15 protein-coding genes are annotated in these 16,181 nt (G+C 56.8%); 5 read left to right on the top strand and 10 right to left on the bottom strand.

The features are described from left to right. Together J2I47_RS17365 and rbsK are read right to left on the bottom strand one after the other, a co-directional pair. A complete protein-coding gene (locus J2I47_RS17365; protein WP_207365864.1) occupies positions 1 to 1,530 on the bottom strand; it encodes an ADP-ribosylglycohydrolase family protein in 1,530 nt (509 codons plus the stop codon). Between the two features lie 12 nt (positions 1,531 to 1,542). Next, positions 1,543 to 2,484 carry a ribokinase gene (gene rbsK / locus J2I47_RS17370; protein ID WP_207365865.1) on the bottom strand — a complete coding sequence of 314 codons (942 nt, stop codon included), beginning with the start codon at positions 2,482 to 2,484 and terminating at the stop codon, positions 1,543 to 1,545. A gap of 179 nt (positions 2,485 to 2,663) precedes the next feature. Here rbsK and J2I47_RS17375 point away from each other — a divergent pair, with 179 nt between their 5' ends. Beyond that, complete coding sequence (locus J2I47_RS17375; protein WP_207365866.1) at positions 2,664 to 4,127, top strand: hypothetical protein; 1,464 nt, start codon at positions 2,664 to 2,666, stop codon at positions 4,125 to 4,127. A gap of 44 nt (positions 4,128 to 4,171) precedes the next feature. Here J2I47_RS17375 and J2I47_RS17380 read toward each other — a convergent pair whose 3' ends face one another. The 4 genes from J2I47_RS17380 to J2I47_RS17395 form a co-directional block, all read right to left on the bottom strand. Next, positions 4,172 to 4,591, bottom strand: a complete 420-nt coding sequence (locus tag J2I47_RS17380) for a hypothetical protein (protein ID WP_207365867.1) — start codon at positions 4,589 to 4,591, stop codon at positions 4,172 to 4,174. A gap of 124 nt (positions 4,592 to 4,715) precedes the next feature. Next, positions 4,716 to 5,207, bottom strand: a complete 492-nt coding sequence (locus J2I47_RS17385) for a GNAT family N-acetyltransferase (protein ID WP_207365868.1) — start codon at positions 5,205 to 5,207, stop codon at positions 4,716 to 4,718. 10 nt (positions 5,208 to 5,217) lie between these two features. Then, positions 5,218 to 6,360, bottom strand: coding sequence for a DEAD/DEAH box helicase (locus tag J2I47_RS17390; RefSeq protein WP_207365869.1), 1,143 nt, complete (start codon positions 6,358 to 6,360; stop codon positions 5,218 to 5,220). Between the two features lie 7 nt (positions 6,361 to 6,367). Next, complete coding sequence (locus tag J2I47_RS17395) at positions 6,368 to 7,696, bottom strand: DEAD/DEAH box helicase (protein WP_207365870.1); 1,329 nt, start codon at positions 7,694 to 7,696, stop codon at positions 6,368 to 6,370. A gap of 117 nt (positions 7,697 to 7,813) precedes the next feature. Here J2I47_RS17395 and J2I47_RS17400 point away from each other — a divergent pair, with 117 nt between their 5' ends. Beyond that, positions 7,814 to 9,133 carry a DEAD/DEAH box helicase gene (locus J2I47_RS17400; RefSeq protein WP_207365871.1) on the top strand — a complete coding sequence of 440 codons (1,320 nt, stop codon included), beginning with the start codon at positions 7,814 to 7,816 and terminating at the stop codon, positions 9,131 to 9,133. Between the two features lie 241 nt (positions 9,134 to 9,374). Here the strand turns inward: J2I47_RS17400 and bla are convergent, their stop codons facing one another. Beyond that, positions 9,375 to 10,286 (bottom strand): class A beta-lactamase, encoded by a 912-nt coding sequence (gene bla, locus J2I47_RS17405; protein ID WP_207365872.1) that lies wholly within the window; start codon positions 10,284 to 10,286, stop codon positions 9,375 to 9,377. A gap of 78 nt (positions 10,287 to 10,364) precedes the next feature. On the opposite strand from bla, the gene J2I47_RS17410 reads away from it, so the two are divergent. Both J2I47_RS17410 and J2I47_RS17415 read left to right on the top strand, forming a co-directional pair. Next, positions 10,365 to 11,993, top strand: a complete 1,629-nt coding sequence (locus J2I47_RS17410; protein WP_207365873.1) for a carboxylesterase/lipase family protein — start codon at positions 10,365 to 10,367, stop codon at positions 11,991 to 11,993. Between the two features lie 141 nt (positions 11,994 to 12,134). Then, complete coding sequence (locus tag J2I47_RS17415) at positions 12,135 to 13,178, top strand: NAD(P)-dependent alcohol dehydrogenase (RefSeq protein WP_207365874.1); 1,044 nt, start codon at positions 12,135 to 12,137, stop codon at positions 13,176 to 13,178. Between the two features lie 173 nt (positions 13,179 to 13,351). On the opposite strand, the gene J2I47_RS17420 is transcribed toward J2I47_RS17415, so the two are convergent. Then, a complete protein-coding gene (locus J2I47_RS17420; RefSeq protein ID WP_207365875.1) occupies positions 13,352 to 14,452 on the bottom strand; it encodes an alpha/beta hydrolase in 1,101 nt (366 codons plus the stop codon). A gap of 175 nt (positions 14,453 to 14,627) precedes the next feature. Here J2I47_RS17420 and J2I47_RS17425 point away from each other — a divergent pair, with 175 nt between their 5' ends. Beyond that, complete coding sequence (locus J2I47_RS17425; RefSeq protein WP_207365876.1) at positions 14,628 to 15,125, top strand: DinB family protein; 498 nt, start codon at positions 14,628 to 14,630, stop codon at positions 15,123 to 15,125. A 217-nt stretch (positions 15,126 to 15,342) separates the two neighbouring features. On the opposite strand, the gene J2I47_RS17430 is transcribed toward J2I47_RS17425, so the two are convergent. Together J2I47_RS17430 and J2I47_RS17435 are read right to left on the bottom strand one after the other, a co-directional pair. Beyond that, complete coding sequence (locus J2I47_RS17430; RefSeq protein ID WP_229374709.1) at positions 15,343 to 15,738, bottom strand: hypothetical protein; 396 nt, start codon at positions 15,736 to 15,738, stop codon at positions 15,343 to 15,345. A 22-nt stretch (positions 15,739 to 15,760) separates the two neighbouring features. Then, positions 15,761 to 16,165, bottom strand: coding sequence for a hypothetical protein (locus J2I47_RS17435; RefSeq protein ID WP_207365878.1), 405 nt, complete (start codon positions 16,163 to 16,165; stop codon positions 15,761 to 15,763). Positions 16,166 to 16,181 lie beyond the last annotated feature (16 nt).

Consider the following 16,181-nt stretch of genomic DNA (forward strand, 5'->3'; position numbering starts at 1 on the left):
CTAATATTGTACCGATACGGGTTTGTCGTCGAACACCACGAGGTAGCTCAGGTTTACGCTGGCGGTTTCTACGGGGTTTTGCAGCACCACGCGGAGTTGATGTTTACCGCGGGGCAGCTGGTATTTCCAGGCCAGGTTAAACCGGCGTGTTTTGTCGGCGGTGGGCCAGAGAATGGTTTCTGCTTTCTGACCGTCGATATACAGATCGGCGCGGAAATCATGGTCAGCGTCTTTACTTGTTTTGCGGTTGGCAGAGCCGTTCAGGACAAAGCCAATTCCCTCGAAATCAAGCGTCAACTCGTTGGTCAGTGCTTTGTTGATGGTCCGCTTGTCAACGGGAAAATGCCCCACAAAACCCTGCTCCAGGGCCACCGGCGAGGGTGTTTGCTGCACAATCGTTACCTGATCGCCCACGACTTTGCCGCCATAGCGTTCCACCACCTGCAGCGCGTGTTTCATGCCCAGCGCGTAGACGTCGTTGAGCGACATAGTGGTGTATTTGAAGTCGAGGTCTTCGGCTTCGGCCAACCCCATTTTCCACCGGGCCGGGATCTTGCTATACCCCAGCATCGTGCCCAGAATACCCCCCGCCGACGCCGGATTGCAGTCTGAATCCTGCCCGCAGCGGGTAGCTATTTCCAGCGTTCGGGTGTAGTCACCGTTGCCGTAGAGCAGGCCCATAACCACGTAGGCGGCGTTGAGCGACGCGTCGATGTTGAACGTGCTGAAGATACCCTCCGGACAGGATTTGTCGTCGGCCCATTTCTTCTGAATCTCCAGCCAGGCCTGTTTCCAGTCGGCAGGGTATTGCCTGTGCCAGCGGATCACGTCGGCGATGCATTTGTAGAAGTTGGCCTCCTTCGGAATGGTTTTCAGCCCCTCGGTCACGATGTAGTTGACGTCGTTGGATACAAAGGCCAGCGAGTACATGGCACCCATGTAGACCCCGCCGTAGTAGCCATCGCCGTAGTTCATGATGTGGCCGATTTTGTCGGAAATCCGCGAGGCAGTGTTGGGCATACCCGGCGACATCAGACCCGCAAAGTCGGCTTCGATCTGGTAGTCAATGGCGTCGGCCTGGGGGTTGTTGAGCCAATGACCCGACTGCGGCGGCATGATACCGTGCAGGATGTTATAACGGCCTATCTGATTGGCATGCCAGAGCATATAATCGGCGTTGGCGTAGGCTTTGGCGTGGGCCGCCGCCGGAGCGTCGAGGCCTTCTTTTTCAAACACATCGACAAACGTGAGGTCCATGTAAATGTCGTCGTACAGACCAGGTATATCGATCATGGTTTTTTTGATGTAGCCATCATACCACGGAATCGGCTGGTAATCATTGATCATAGTGCCCTGAAAGCGAAATTCGGTTGGGCCGCCGAAGGTGCAGCCAATGACCTGACCGGCCCAGCCACCGTTGATTTTGTCCTGAAGCATAGCTTTGCTGAGTACAACGGTTTTGGCTAGCTGGGGGGTGGGACCAAAAGCAGTCAGGGCCAGTAAACTGAGGACTAGAAGGAGGGTTTTCATGGTATAAATGGTTTACTGTTCTGCCGTGAGTAGGGGAAGGGAGTCTACCTGCCGCCGGTGGGGCATGGAGGCTTGCGCGCCCATTTGCGTAACGGCAATGGAAGCAGCTTTGCAGGCGAAAGCCACGGCGTCGGGCAGGGGCTGGTTTTCGGCCAGGGCCACGGCCAGCGCACCGTTGAAACAATCGCCCGCCGCGGTAGTATCTACGGCGGTAACGGGGGGCGCGGCTACCATGCCCGCCCCGTCGGCGCTGGACAAATAGGCCCCGCGTGCCCCCAGGGTGATGACCACGTTGGGCACCCCAGCCCTGTGCAACCATTGGGCGGCTTCCCGGGCCGTGGCCTCGTCGATCACCCGGATGCCGGTAAGCAGTTCCGCTTCGGTTTCGTTGGGTGAAATCACGTGCAGAAAAGGCAGCACCGCCGGGTCGATGGGTTGGGCGGGGGCCGGGTTAAGCACTACCCGCATGCCGCGCTCGTGGCTCTGCCGAATGGCGTACTCGACCACGGCAAGGGGTGTTTCCAGTTGAATCAGGATCACCGTCGCCTCGTTTTCAGCCGATAACGCCGCTGCTACCTGCGCCTGACCCAATCGCGCGTTGGCCCCCGATGCCACCATGATGCTGTTTTCACCCCGGCTGTCGACCCCGATCAGGGCAACTCCCGACGGCTCGTCGGCATCGGTGGTGACAAAATCCGTACGGATACCCTCGCGCTCAAACTGCTGGCGGGCCTGCCTGCCGAACACATCGTTGCCCACATTGGCCACAAACGTAATTGGCCCGGCCAAAGGGGTTGACAGCCGGGCAGCGGCCACCGCCTGATTGGCCCCTTTGCCACCGGGATTCATTAGAAAGGTGCCGCCAATGACCGTCTCGCCCGGCGCGGGCAATTTGTCGGCTTTGATGACCATGTCGGTGTTGGAACTGCCAATCACACAAACCGAAGAAGCCATAACTAGTGCTGGTAAGAAGTTGTACAAACCTATGGAATAGTTGCACCCTGTAAAGCCTTTTTCCAAGCAGTATGGCTATTTCTAATGGGCTGTGATATACGCATATAATGATATTTCAAGGCAGCAAGGCCAGTTTTTAGCCATATCTTTAGCTATTGCTATCAGATTCATTATTGGGTATGACGTTAGATGTACTTCATCCGTTGGTTCATTCGCTGTCGAAGGCCGAAAAGCGGTACAGTCGGCTGGAACTGGGAAAAACAACGGGAGAAACGGGTTTCATGTACCTGTTCGATTGCCTGCTCAAGCACGAAACACCCGGCGAGGAACTGACCACGGCGTTGGCGCGTCGTTTTCCCGGTGCCACGCTCGAACCAGCCCGCAAACACCTCTACCGCATGCTGATGCAGGCATTGCGGCAATTTGAGCAGGACAAACGGATCGACGTGCGGCTGGGGCAACTTTTGCACGACAGTCAGCTACTGCACGACCGGGGGTTGGTGCAGGCTAGTCAGGCGGTGCTGACCAAAGTGCAACGGCTGGCCCTTCAGTACGAACGCAGCCCGTATGTGGTGCTGGCCGCAAGGCAGCAGATAGAACAATGGGTACGTGCTCAATTCGACGGTGTTGATGAGCCTATGCTGGCTGCCCAGCATGCGCTGATTCGGCAGGAGGCCGACCGCAGCCAAACGGCCTGGCAGCATGCGGCACTCTACGAAACGCTGCTGCACCGATACCGAGCCTTCGGGGTGGCAAGCCAACCGGCTGATACGCTGAGGCTCAACGATTTACTGTTGGAAGAATACCAGTTGCTGAACCGGCAGAAACAAACATCATTTGCCATGCGGCAACAGCATCTGCACTTCCAGTCGGCCTATTTGCGCATGATCGGCGACGGGGCGGGTAGCCTGCGGGTGTATCGGGAACTGGACGGGCTTTTCCAGGAAAATCCAACCCTTTGGGCCGAACAGCCGATGTATTACGTTCAGCTCATCGACGGTATTCTGTCTGATCTCCGCCTGCTGGAACGGTTCGACGAAATGCACTTCTACATTGACCGGCTGAACGGGCTGGTGGTTTCAGCGACCGGATTAAGTCAGGTTGTTCGCTACCAGGCACTTGTTCACTCGCTTCTGATGCACCTGGACCAGGGGCAACTGGCCGAGGCACAGGCACTGGTGCCGGATAGGTCGGCCACCGCCTTTCTGGATTTTGCCCGTGAACTAACTCAATTGCCCCTGCTTCTGCGAACCACCGTTCAACTGGCTCTCGTCCGGTTGGCCATGAGGCAGGGACAGCTAAGTGCCGCGCTACACCAGCTCAACCAGGTGCTTACCCTGCCCATGCGCTCACTGCCGGCGGGCCTGGCTACGCAAAGCCGCCTGTTGTACCTGCTGATTCAAGCCCGGCTGGGCAACGCCGACCACCTGGTGTATGCCCTGCGGTCGGCGCGGCGGGCCATGAAGTCGACGGGGGCCTTAGCCCGTGGTGAACAGTTTGTCCTGCAACTGGTGCAACACTGGCTCGACGGAAAACTGTCGACAAAAACGCTGACACAGCTAGACGAACTGGCCAACAGCCCGGCTCAGGATCAGCTGCTGCGCGATCTGGACATCAGGCACTGGATACGTGCCTTTGTCTAGTCGCAGCAGCCATAGGTACCGGCCCATGCCAACCCGACTGGCCGTCAGTTGGGTTTTTCAGTCGGTTTAACGTCCGCTGCTTTTGGCTTGAGTGTACCGCGGGCAATGGGTTCCGGTTTCGATTTGGGCGTAGCGTAACGCAGCAGCGTGGCCGTGGCAAACTCATCTTTGGGTGCTTTGGCAATCAGCAGCTGATAGGAGCGTGTGCCCACTACCAGGTTTGAATAGGTCATGTATTTGCCCGATTCGCGGGGTATATCCCAGTTGGCGCGTGGTTCTTTAGCCAGCAGCGTGGCGTCTTCGGCCGACAGCGCGGTATAGCTGGTATCGGGTACAAACTGCTTGCCGGTAAGCCCTTCCACAACGGAGACAACCGCTGGCGGCGTGGTGCTGGCGGGCTTATTCTGGCTCAGAACAGGCAGCGCCATTAAGGTCAGGAGCAGAAAATGAATTCCGGTTTTCATAGTTTTTTCAAGACGTTGGTACGTAATAAAAGCTATGAACCCGCGCTTTTGTTCCTGGAGCAGTAGGGTTGACAGGAGTGCGTCGCTGACGGATGTAGCCACGCGGAAGTAATATCTATTGCTGCTAATACACGGTTTTTTTTAACCTAAACACCACTAATTTATCGCCTCCTCTGCTTATTTCTTTGTCGAACTTAAACCCAAGTTTCGCCAATAATTTCATTGAATTTACATTGTCTGGTACCGTAGTAGCCAGCAGGGGCTGTTGCCCAAGTTGAAGCAAAACGGCACGGGTGGCCTCGTAGGCGTAGCCAAGGCCCATGTATGCGGGAAGAAAAGCGAAACCAATATCGTGATGATCCAGATAATCGCGCTTCACATAAGAGATAATCCCTATGGGCAAATTGCTCTCGTTGTTAAACACAACCGAATAATGCCGGGTGGGTGAATTAATAATATCCTGACAGAAGTTGCGTGCGTCTTCAGAGGAATAAACATGCCGATTACCAACAAAATCGAGCCAGCCTTTTGTATTCACCAACTCACGCATAAACTCGCTGTCGTCGACGGTCAGCGGAGCAATAAAAAGCCGGGCGGTCTGAACGAATGGGAGCATAGCAACAGGATCAATAACCCGTCAGGGCCAGGTCAGCCGTGTCGATGATGTCCACGCGCTTACCCATTTTTTTCTGGATGATTTTGAAGTGATGCTCATCGTCAGGCGTGATGAGCGAGATGGCTTCGCCAGAGGCAGCCGCGCGGCCTGTGCGGCCAATACGGTGCACATAATCTTTGGGCGAACGGGGCAGCTCAAAATTGATCACGTGGGGCAGAAACTGAATGTCGATGCCCCGCGAAATGAGGTCAGTAGCTACCATCACGGTGAGCTTGCCCGCTTTGAATTTGTTCAGCGTTTCGGTGCGGGCCGCCTGCGATTTGTCGCCGTGCATAGCCGCTGCCTGAATGCCGTTTTTCACTAGCTTAGCCACCACATTATCGGCGGTGCGGGTGGAGGAAACGAAAACAAGTACCTGTTTCAGCTTACCGGTTTTAATCAGGTAGCGTAGCAGAACACCCTTGCGCTCGAGCGTGGTACGATAGGCCGTTTGCTTAATCTGCTCAATATCAAGCGGTTCTTCAGGCACCTCGATAGACAGCGGGTCGCGGAGGGCGTTGTTGCCCATCGCCTTTACGCCGTCGCCGAGGGTGGCCGAAAACAGGATCGTTTGCCTCACGGTGGGTAGCAACTCGAACACCTGTTTCATCTCGTCGGCGAAACCCAGGTCGAGGATTTTGTCGGCTTCATCAAGCACCAGTATGCTCACCGACGACAGTTTAAGGGCTTTTTGCGCCACCAGGTCCAGCAACCGACCGGGGGTGGCTACGAGTACGTCGGCCCCGCGCACGGCGGCGAGTTGCGGGGCAATGGGCACCCCACCGAAGACGGCCACCGTTTTCACGCCGCGCATGACAAAGTCGCCAAACGTCTGGAACACCTCGGCCACCTGCGCCGCCAGTTCCCGCGTGGGCACCACCACCAGCACGCGTACAGGCTGCTTTTTGGTGACGGTAAATTCCTGCAGCTTTTCGAGAATAGGCAAAACAAAACTCGCCGTTTTGCCCGACCCCGTCCGGGCAATGCCCAGCACGTCGCGCCCCGCCAGAATAGGCGGAATGGCCTGATCCTGAATGGGGTATGGGTCGGCGTAGCCTTGTTGAGCAACGCCTCGTTGCAGCGATTCGGACAAGCCGAGGGTGGAAAAGGACATTCTTTATTTACTTTTTTCCGCTACGCTTAATCGGCCGGCCGTACTTGCGCATTTTCTCGGCGGCGTAGTCGCGGCGGACGTTGACTTTCTGGTTTTTGGCCGACTTTTCGTGAAACGCCGGGCCGACATCATCGCGCTTTACCGTCTTCACCTGAATCGTTTTCATGTCGATCTGGGGTTGTTCGGCAAACGTTAACTCGCTCGAAATGGCCAGATCGTCGGGCAGCGGCAGCATCGGGATGGCGTAGTTCATCAGCGCCTCGATGGCTGCCTGCTTTTCTTTTTCCGCTTCGGTAATAAACGCGATAGCTACCCCCGGCCGGTCGGCGCGGCCCGTGCGACCAATGCGGTGGATGTAGTTTTCGGGTACTTCAGGCAGATCAAAATTAAAGACGTGCGACACCTCAGCGATGTCTAATCCCCTGGCAATGATGTCGGTAGCGATCAGCACGCGGATGGTACCCGCCTGAAATTCGTTGACGGCGGCAAAACGGGCGTTCTGTGCTTTGTTGGAGTGAATGACCCCCACCTGACCAGGCAACTGCGTGTCCATTTCCTCCACCAGTTCGTCGGCAAGGTGTTTGGTAGCCACAAACACCAGCACCTTGTTCATGTCGGGGTGAGTGCGGAGCAGCAGGCTGAGCAGGTTTACTTTCGTGTAAAAATTCGGCACCGCATAGGCCGACTGCCGGATGTTGGTCAGCGGCGTGCCCACGGGGGCGGCCTCTACCCGGACCGGCGCGTTGAAGTAGGTGTTCATCAGGGCCTCCACCTCGTCGGTGAGGGTAGCCGAGAACAGCAGGTTCTGCCGTTTGGGGGGCAGCAGATCCAGGATCACCTTCAGTTGCGCCCGGAACCCCAGGTTCAGCATCTCGTCGACTTCGTCAATGACAAGCCGCTTCAAGGCTTTCATCTTCACCGCCCCCGCCGACAGCAGATCGACCAGACGGCCCGGCGTAGCTACGAGCACGTCGGCCCCGGCATGGACAGCCGCCTGCTGCGGTTTCAGGTTCACGCCGCCATACACGCCCACCGTCACGATGTTCATGTAGGTGGTCAATTCCTGCACGGCTTCGACCACCTGCACTACCAGTTCGCGGGTGGGTACCAGAATGAGCAGTTGCGGGGTTTTGTCTTTGGTAAACTGGTACTGCCGCAGGCAGGGCAGGAGGTAGGCAAAGGTTTTGCCCGTACCCGTCTGCGCAATACCGCAGACGTCGCGTCCCGACATCACCACCGAATACACCTTTTCCTGAATCACGGTGGGGGTTTCGTACCCTTTGTCGGTAAGGGCATTCAGCAGTGGCTTGGTCAGATTCAGTTCGGCAAACGTCATAATGGTATTGGTTGTATGGGGCAAAGGTACGGCAATGTAGCACAGGCTTCAGCCTGTATCTTGTCTGTACAGTGCCCGATTGCAAATCGGGCACTGCACCGCCGTACCTTTGCTCACATGAATACAACCCCATCGCCGGAAGCCGTTCTGGCTAATCTTGGCATTGCTACCCTAAACAAAATGCAACTGGCTGCCCAACAGGCCATCACACCCGGCACCGACACGTTTCTGGTGTCGCCCACGGGGTCGGGGAAGACGGTTGGATTTCTGTTGCCGGTGCTGAAACTGCTTGATGCTCAATCCTCTATGGTGCAGTGCCTGATCCTGTCGCCTTCACGGGAGTTGGCCCTGCAGATTGAGCAGGTGTGGAAAAAGATGGCGACGGGCTACAAGGTCAATGTGTGCTACGGCGGGCACGACATGGTTACCGAGATCAAGAACCTGAGCAACCCGCCTGCCCTGCTCATTGGCACCCCCGGCCGCATTGCCGACCATATCGACCGCAAAACATTTTCGCTGGAAGGTATCCATACCCTTGTACTCGACGAGTTCGACAAGTCGCTGACGCTGGGGTTTCAGGACGAAATGGCGTTTATTATTCAGGGGCTGACCAACCTCCGGCAGCGGGTGCTGGTGTCGGCCACGTCGGGTATTAGTATACCCGATTTTGTAGGACTGAACCGCCCCGCCAAGCTCACCTTCCGGCCCGATGAGGACGCCGAACCGGCCCTGACGGTTAAACTGGTGAAGGCCGGACAGGACAAGTTCGACACACTGTTTCGCCTACTGGGTACGCTCGACTCTGAACCCGCCATCATTTTCTGCAACCTCCGCGACACCACCGACCAAATCCGCGACACGCTCACCGACCGGGGCATCCGCACGATGGTATACCACGGCGGGCTGGAACAGGACGACCGAGAGCGGGCACTGCTCCAGTTTCGCAATGGCAGCGTGCGCTATCTGGTTACTACTGATCTGGCTGCCAGAGGGTTGGATATTCCCAATATGAAATACGTGGTACATTTTCAGTTGCCGCAGCACCCCCACGAGTTCACGCACCGCAACGGCCGCACCGCCCGAATGGAAACCACCGGCACGGCATTCGTGATTATGACATCCGACGAACCGCGCCCGTTTTTCCTGCCCGAAAACCTGGACGAGGTGACACTGCCGGCCAAAACAACCCTGCCAAAACCGCCCGATTTCGTGACGGTCTACATCAGCGGGGGCAAGAAAAACAAGCTCAACAAAGTGGATATCGTGGGTTTTTTCGCCCAGAAAGGGCAGCTCGCCAAAGAAGACCTCGGCCGCATCGACGTGCAGGATTTCATTTCCTTCGCCGCCGTCCGCGCCACCAAAGTGGATAGCCTGCTCAACCGGATTCAGCACGAGAAAATGAAGGGCAAGAAGTACAAGATCGAAGTGGCGCGGTGATGGGGATTAGGGGTTGGTTAAGAGGTAGGTTACTTTCCTGCTAGGATCTACCTCACCCCCGGCCCCTCTCCTGAAACCAGGAGAGGGGAGACGAGTTAGGAAACTTTGCAACTCAAGGTAGACCCTATAATCAGCTGTGTTATGGTAAGTCTCCCCTCTCCTGGTTTCAGGAGAGGGGTCGGGGGTGAGGTAGATCCTAGCAGGAAAGTAACCTACCCTCTTAACCAACCCCTAATCCCCCTCACCGCCAATGCTCCCAAACTACCTTCGCTAGGTTGGCGATGACGGCCTCGCGGGTGGGGGTGTCGGCTTTTGAGTCGGACACGAAGACGGCGATGGCGAGGTGGTGGCCGTTGGGGAGGGTGATCAGGCCTACGTCGTTGGTGGCGGCGGTGAGGTTAGCCAGGGTGCCGGAAGAGCCCGTTTTATGCGCCACGACCGTAGCCGGTGGCAACAGACCTTTAAGGCGGTTGGGGCCGGTGGGCGTTTCGGTCATGAGGCGCAGGAGAAACGCCCGGCTGGCAGGCGAGAGACCCCGCCCCTGTTGCAATGCTTTCAGGAGTGATACCATATCCGTGGGTGTGGCCCAGTTGGCGTATTGCACGGCGTTGTCCTGACCAAGCTCTTTTTCAGTATTCATCACCCGAATATTCCTGATAGCTAGACTTTTCAGGTAAGCCATCACCGCCATTGGTCCGCCAGCCAGATGCATGAGCACGTCGGAGGCCGATCCGTCGCTTTGCGAAACAGCATACCGCAGCAGGTCGCCAATGCGGATGTCGCTACCGTTGGGCAGGCTATCGCGGAGCGGGCTGTGCTGCTGACGGCCAACGTACTCGCTTTTGTCGACATGACAAAGTTGGTCGAGCGTTACTTTTCCCTGATCAACCTGGTGCAGCACGGCCATCCCGATGGGGAATTTGTAGACGCTCTGCATCGGAAACCGCTCGTCGCCGCGTATAGACACTGACTCGCCTGTTTCGAGCACCGTCGCTGCCATACCCACCCGGCCTTGCGCTAGTTGCGTATATTGGTCAAGTTGCTGGCGAAGGTTCTGGAGTGATTTCGTTTTGGCCGATGGGGCAGCCGTATGCTGAGCAGCCGACCAAACGGGAAGCAACAGCAGGACTATAAAGAGACGTGATTTAAGCATGGCTACCCAAGATACCAGTATTTCCCAATTCCCGGCACCTTTCCCTGACGTCGTACCAACCTCTATCTCTATTACTTTATGAAAGTCATCCTACCCATATTCCTGGCCTTTGTTGGCCTTTCCACCGTCGCCCCGGCCCAGTCGACGAAAACCGACATGGCCCCCCGCGTTCAGATTGCCAACGGCATTCTGGAAGGCGTAGCCGAAACCGGCGGCCTGCGTGCCTTCAAAGGCATTCCATTTGCCGCCCCGCCCGTTGGCGACCTGCGCTGGCGCGAACCCCAGCCCGCAAAAAACTGGTCGGGCGTGCGCAAAGCCGATCATTTTGGCCCTCGCGCCATGCAGCGGGCCATTTTCGGCGACATGAATTTCCGGTCCGACGGCGTAAAGGAAGATTGCCTGTACCTCAACGTCTGGACACCCGCCAAATCGCCCGCCGACAAGCTTCCCGTGCTGGTGTATTTCTACGGCGGTGGCTACATGGCGGGCGACGGTTCGGAGCCGCGCTACGACGGCGAGGCTATGGCCCGGCAGGGTATTGTGACCCTCACGGTCAACTACCGGCTGGGCGTATTCGGGTTTATGGCCCACCCCGAACTGACCAAAGAATCGCCGAACCACGCCTCGGGCAACTACGGTTTGCTGGATCAACAGGCTGCCCTGGCGTGGGTGCAAAAAAACATTGCGGCCTTTGGCGGTGATCCCAAGCGGGTGACCATCGCAGGCGAATCGGCGGGGTCAACGTCGGTAAGCGCGCAGATGGCTTCGCCGTTGTCGAAAAACCTCATCGCCGGCGCCATTGGCGAAAGCGGCTCATTGCTGGGTACGTTAACGCCCGTTACCCTGGCCGATGCCGAAGCCATTGGCGTAAAATTTGGCGAAAGCATTGGCGCACCCACGCTGGCGGCTCTGCGGGCTATGCCGGGTGATCAACTCCTGGAGACGACGGCAAAACCCGGTACGCCCCGTTTCAGTCCCTGCGTTGATGGGTACTTCTTTCCCAAGCCGGTAGTTGCTATTTTCATGGCGGGTGAACAGGCGCACGTGCCGCTGCTGGCGGGCTGGAACTCGGAAGAGTCAGGCTACAAAGCCATTCTGGGCAACGACGCCCCCACGGTGGCTAACTACACCAAAGCGGTCCAAAAACTCTACGGCGACCGGTCTACAGAAATCCTGAAACTCTATGCTCCCGCCACCGACGCCGACGTAGAGCAGGTAGCTACTGACCTGGCCGGTGATCGGTTTATTGGCTTCAGCACCTGGAAATGGACCGACCTCCACAGCCAGACCGGTGGCAAACCGGTGTATCGCTATTTCTACGCCCGTCCGCGTCCGGCTATGGTACCCGAAATGGGTAACGCTACGGCGGGCCTTGCGGGTGGTGTTGTGAAAAACGCAGACCCCTCGGCCCCAAAGCAGGCGCCACCGAAAGGCGCCGTACACTCGGCCGAGATTGAGTACGCTATGGGTAATCTGGGATCGAACAAAGTATATGCCTGGACACCCGACGACCAGAAAGTGTCGCAGACGATGATGGCATATTTTGCCAATTTCATCAAGACAGGCAACCCCAATAAAGCCGGTATGCCCCGCTGGGAGGCCATAACACCGGGTAAGCCCGCCCCCGTCATGCGCATCGACGTGAACACGCAGGCCCAGCAGGAGGCCCACCGGGACCGTTACCTCTTTCTGGACCAAGTAAAATAAGTTTAATGTCCAAAGTCTAAGGTCTAAAGTTGGTTGCACTCGCGTAGGGTTATAGGACAGCCAATAACCATTGAGAAATTTCTACGCGAGTGCAACCAACCTTGAACCTTAGACCTTAAACTTCAAACTCATTTTACATTTATGATTGCAGCAAAAAGTTACGCCGCACAGACGGCGACGAGTGATTTGGCACCCTGGGATTTTGACCGCCGCGAAGTAGGCCCCCACGATGTTCAGTTCGATATTATGTATTGTGGCGTATGCCATTCCGACCTCCACCAGATCAAGAACGACTGGTTTCCGGGTATTTTTCCGATGGTGCCGGGCCACGAAATTGTGGGCAAGGTGGTAGCCGTGGGCGAACACGTGACCAAATTCAAGGTAGGTGATCTGGCTGGAACTGGCTGCATGGTCGACTCGTGCCGCACCTGCGAAAACTGCCAGGATGGGCTTGAGCAGTATTGCTTGAAAGGTAACGTAGGCACCTACAACAGCTACGAACGCGACGGTAAAACCCCCACCTACGGCGGCTATTCCAACACCATTGTGGTCAACGAAGATTTCGTGCTGCACATCTCCGATAAACTGTCGCTACCCGCTGTGGCACCGTTGCTGTGCGCGGGTATCACCACCTATTCGCCCCTGCGGCACTGGAACGTGGGGCCGGGCCATAAACTGGCGGTGCTGGGGCTGGGCGGACTGGGCCACATGGCGGTTAAATTCGGGGTGGCGTTTGGTGCCGAAGTAACGGTGCTGAGCACATCGCCCGCCAAGGAAGCAGATGCCAAAAAGCTGGGTGCGCACAAATTCGTCGTCACGACTGATAAAGAGCAGGTACGGGCCGTGAAAGGGTCGTTCGATTTCATCATCGACACGGTTTCGGCGCAACACGATTTTCGCTTCTACCTCTCACTGCTGCGCCGCGACGGCGTGCATATCGTGGTGGGTTTGCCCTCCGAGGCGATTCAATTTCCGGCCTTCGGGGTGGTCAACGGGCGCAAGAGTATTGCTGGCTCCAGCATTGGCGGTATCGCCGAAACGCAGGAAATGCTGGACTACTGCGCCGAACATAACATCGTCTCCGACATCGAACTCATCGACATCAAAGACATCACGGCATCCTACGACCGCATGCTCCGCGGCGATGTGCGCTACCGATTCGTGATCGACATGGCAACGTTGTAAAGGAAGTTTACTGTTGCTACGCGCTGGTGTGGGCTGACGCGTGGCCCTTCGACAGGCTCAGGGTGACAACGATCTTGAATCAGCTCAAGAAACTGAATCCATTTCCCTGTCACCCTGAGCCTGTCGAAGGGCCACGCGTCAGCCCACACCAGCGCGTAGCAACAGAAGACTCCCTATTTAAACGCGTTGATCAACTGCGTGGCAGCCAGGGTTTGGGCTTGCTGGGCTTCGGGGAGGATAGCGTACATACCGAAGAACTCGTGCGTGATACCGGTATAGAGTTGGTAGGTGACCGTTACGCCCTGTGCCCGCATCACGTCGCGGAGTTGCATGCCCTCGGTTTGCAGCGGGTCAATCTCGGCGGCAATGATAGTAGTATTGGGTAATCCCTTCAGATTCGCCACATCGACCAGCGAGATCAGGGGGCTGTCGCCGTCGGCAGGAGAATTGAAATAGTTGTTGGTGAAGTAGACAATGGCTGCTTTGTTCAGCGGTTTGGCGTTGGCGTACTGCTGATACGAAGCCGTATTCAGGTCGTTATTCGCCACGGGAAACACCGCCAGGATGTGCACGGGCAGGGCCACACCCCGGTCGCGGGCCAGCATACTGGTTGTAATCGCCATGTTACCTCCCGCGCTTTCGCCACCTACAGCCACTTTGTTGGCATCACCGCCAATCTGTGACGCGTTGTTTTTCACCCACTTGTAAGCCGCAAAGGCATCTTCGTGCGCAATAGGAAACTTGTTTTCGGGTGAGAGCCGGTAATCCACCGACACCACTACCGCACCCGTCGACTGCGCCAGGGCCAGCGTTGAATACTCATACACTTCCGGGCTGCCAATAACCCAGCCGCCGCCGTGGTAATACACCAACACCGGTTTTATGGCCGGGCCTGTGTTCGGGGTGTAGATTTTCACCCGAATAGGTACGTTGTTGTATCCCGGAATCTGGCGTTCGCTGATGGTCACGTTGGCCGTGGGGCGGGGTACGTTGTTCTTGTCGAGCAGTGAATTAACGGCATCTTTAAACGTAGGCTGCTGCCGGGCCTGCTGTGGCGTAAGCTGGTCGATGGGCGTGGGGGCCAGCCGACCCAACTCTTCAATAACAGCCAGCATCTGCGGGGTGATGGTTGGGCCCCAGTCTGGCTTTGGATTGTTCGACTGGATAATTCGCTGACCGGGCAGGTCGCGTTCCTCGCAGGAGGTGACCACCAGGGCAACTGCCAGGGTAGTTATTGTGGCCAGAAAGGAAACAGTAGTACGCAGGTTTCTCATAACAATTGATTGGTTTTGTTTTAACCAAACGCCCCTGCCAGGTTTAGGGTGAGGCGGACCTACTAAATGGTCCACTTGATAGAGCTATTTTATAGACTAATGCCTCGAAAAGTCTGCTGACATAGGGCTGTCACCACCCGCCGCGACCTTTGGTGCTCAACCAAACCGAACAATTATGAACATCATCGAATCGCTTGCCGCAGAAATGGATATGGAAAGCAACACCACCCGCAAGATGCTCAGCCGTATTCCCGACGATAAGCTCGACTGGCAACCGCATCCGAAAAGTATGCCCATGCGCGCCCTGGCGGTCCATATTGCCGAACTGCCTTCCTGGGTGTCAATGGCGCTACACGCCGATGGCCTCGATTTCGCCACGCTGGATTTCACGCCCACTCCCGTTGCCAGCACAGCGGATGTCATAGCCATTTTCGAGAAATCGCTTGCCGAAGGCAAAGCTGCCCTCAGCACCGCCACCGAAGCCGACCTGGAACCCACCTGGATCCTACGCAATGGCGACACTATCATCAGCACCGACACTAAAGGGGAGGTGATCCGCATGGCCTATTCGCAGACGGTGCATCACCGGGCGCAACTGGGCGTCTATCTCCGCCTGCTCGATATTCCCATCCCCGGCAGCTACGGCCCCAGCGCCGATGAGCCCTGGTCTTAGCAGTCTGTATATCCCCGCGTTGGCTGGCGCATTAGTGTGGCTTCGCGCTGGTGTGGCTTCGCGCTCTAGGCCCTTCGACAAGCTCAGGGTGACAACGACCTTGAATCAACTTAGGGTGCTTTTCCAGTAGCCCGTCACCCTGAGCTTGTCGAAGGGCCTAGAGCGCGAAGCCACACCAGCGCGAAGCCTCACTAATGCGCCAGCCAACGCGGGGCTACTACCTCCGCATCAACCCTAATAAAAAAATGACTGTCCAGCCAATGGTGCGTAGCCAGTTGGTATCGACCAGGCGGGCGAGGGTAGCAGCAGACGCATCGCCAGCACCGATGGCATTGTGGATGGGCACGGATACAAAGGCCGTAGCGGCCCACATCAGCCCGACCAGCATAGCCGACAACAGGGTAGGCCACGAAAAACGCTGCCACAGATCGATGCCCACCAGCCCCACCTGCGCCAGCATAAGCGGACCCACAATCAGCGTGATCATGTTGCTGTATTGAGGATGCCAGATGGCCAGTTCGGCGGGACTGTAATACCGAAAGCTGGGGTAAATGATAAGCTGCACGAGCCAGATCAGCACCACCAGGCCAAAATCGACGGCTATGCGGGCCATGTGCATAAGCAATTAGCGGTTATTAGTCCTGCTGTTCAGCCCCGTATTTTGCTTCGCGAATGGCCTGCCACTCGCGGGCGGTGCCGCCTTTATTGAAGTGGTCTTCTTCGTCCTGCATTTCCTGGTCCCAGCTAAACTGCACGGTATATTTTCCCTGCGCCGACAGGTCTAGCTGCAATACGTTGGCGCGGGGTTGGCCCTGCATTTTGCGAAGCTCATAAAGGGCTACAACGGCCTCGGCTACGTCTTCGTGGAAATCCGTCGAAAGCGGTTTTTCGTCGCCGTCGGGAGTCAGGTAAAGACCATCAAACTCCACATCCTGCCCGTTGTCGAGGTAACGGCCATTCAGGCGGCAGATGGTCCAGGGGCTGGTGAGGTTGTCGGTAACGGCCGCAATAAGCTGGTCGTAAAGCTCGGTTTGAGTCATAAGTGACTAGTGCAAC

Source organism: Fibrella rubiginis (assembly GCF_017353185.1).
In the GTDB taxonomy this organism is placed as follows: Bacteria; Bacteroidota; Bacteroidia; order Cytophagales; family Spirosomataceae; genus Fibrella; species Fibrella rubiginis.

What these genes read in the sequence shown, in the direction of transcription:
- rbsK (WP_207365865.1), bottom strand. Translation starts at nt 2,484, where the DNA reads ATGGCTTCTTCGGTTTGTGTGATTGGCAGTTCCAACACCGACATGGTC.
- J2I47_RS17410 (WP_207365873.1), top strand. Translation starts at nt 10,365, where the DNA reads ATGAAAGTCATCCTACCCATATTCCTGGCCTTTGTTGGCCTTTCCACC.
- J2I47_RS17380 (WP_207365867.1), bottom strand. Translation starts at nt 4,591, where the DNA reads ATGAAAACCGGAATTCATTTTCTGCTCCTGACCTTAATGGCGCTGCCT.
- bla (WP_207365872.1), bottom strand. Translation starts at nt 10,286, where the DNA reads ATGCTTAAATCACGTCTCTTTATAGTCCTGCTGTTGCTTCCCGTTTGG.
- J2I47_RS17400 (WP_207365871.1), top strand. Translation starts at nt 7,814, where the DNA reads ATGAATACAACCCCATCGCCGGAAGCCGTTCTGGCTAATCTTGGCATT.
- J2I47_RS17395 (WP_207365870.1), bottom strand. Translation starts at nt 7,696, where the DNA reads ATGACGTTTGCCGAACTGAATCTGACCAAGCCACTGCTGAATGCCCTT.
- J2I47_RS17375 (WP_207365866.1), top strand. Translation starts at nt 2,664, where the DNA reads ATGACGTTAGATGTACTTCATCCGTTGGTTCATTCGCTGTCGAAGGCC.
- J2I47_RS17420 (WP_207365875.1), bottom strand. Translation starts at nt 14,452, where the DNA reads ATGAGAAACCTGCGTACTACTGTTTCCTTTCTGGCCACAATAACTACC.
- J2I47_RS17390 (WP_207365869.1), bottom strand. Translation starts at nt 6,360, where the DNA reads ATGTCCTTTTCCACCCTCGGCTTGTCCGAATCGCTGCAACGAGGCGTT.
- J2I47_RS17435 (WP_207365878.1), bottom strand. Translation starts at nt 16,165, where the DNA reads ATGACTCAAACCGAGCTTTACGACCAGCTTATTGCGGCCGTTACCGAC.
- J2I47_RS17430 (WP_229374709.1), bottom strand. Translation starts at nt 15,738, where the DNA reads ATGGCCCGCATAGCCGTCGATTTTGGCCTGGTGGTGCTGATCTGGCTC.
- J2I47_RS17365 (WP_207365864.1), bottom strand. Translation starts at nt 1,530, where the DNA reads ATGAAAACCCTCCTTCTAGTCCTCAGTTTACTGGCCCTGACTGCTTTT.
- J2I47_RS17415 (WP_207365874.1), top strand. Translation starts at nt 12,135, where the DNA reads ATGATTGCAGCAAAAAGTTACGCCGCACAGACGGCGACGAGTGATTTG.
- J2I47_RS17385 (WP_207365868.1), bottom strand. Translation starts at nt 5,207, where the DNA reads ATGCTCCCATTCGTTCAGACCGCCCGGCTTTTTATTGCTCCGCTGACC.
- J2I47_RS17425 (WP_207365876.1), top strand. Translation starts at nt 14,628, where the DNA reads ATGAACATCATCGAATCGCTTGCCGCAGAAATGGATATGGAAAGCAAC.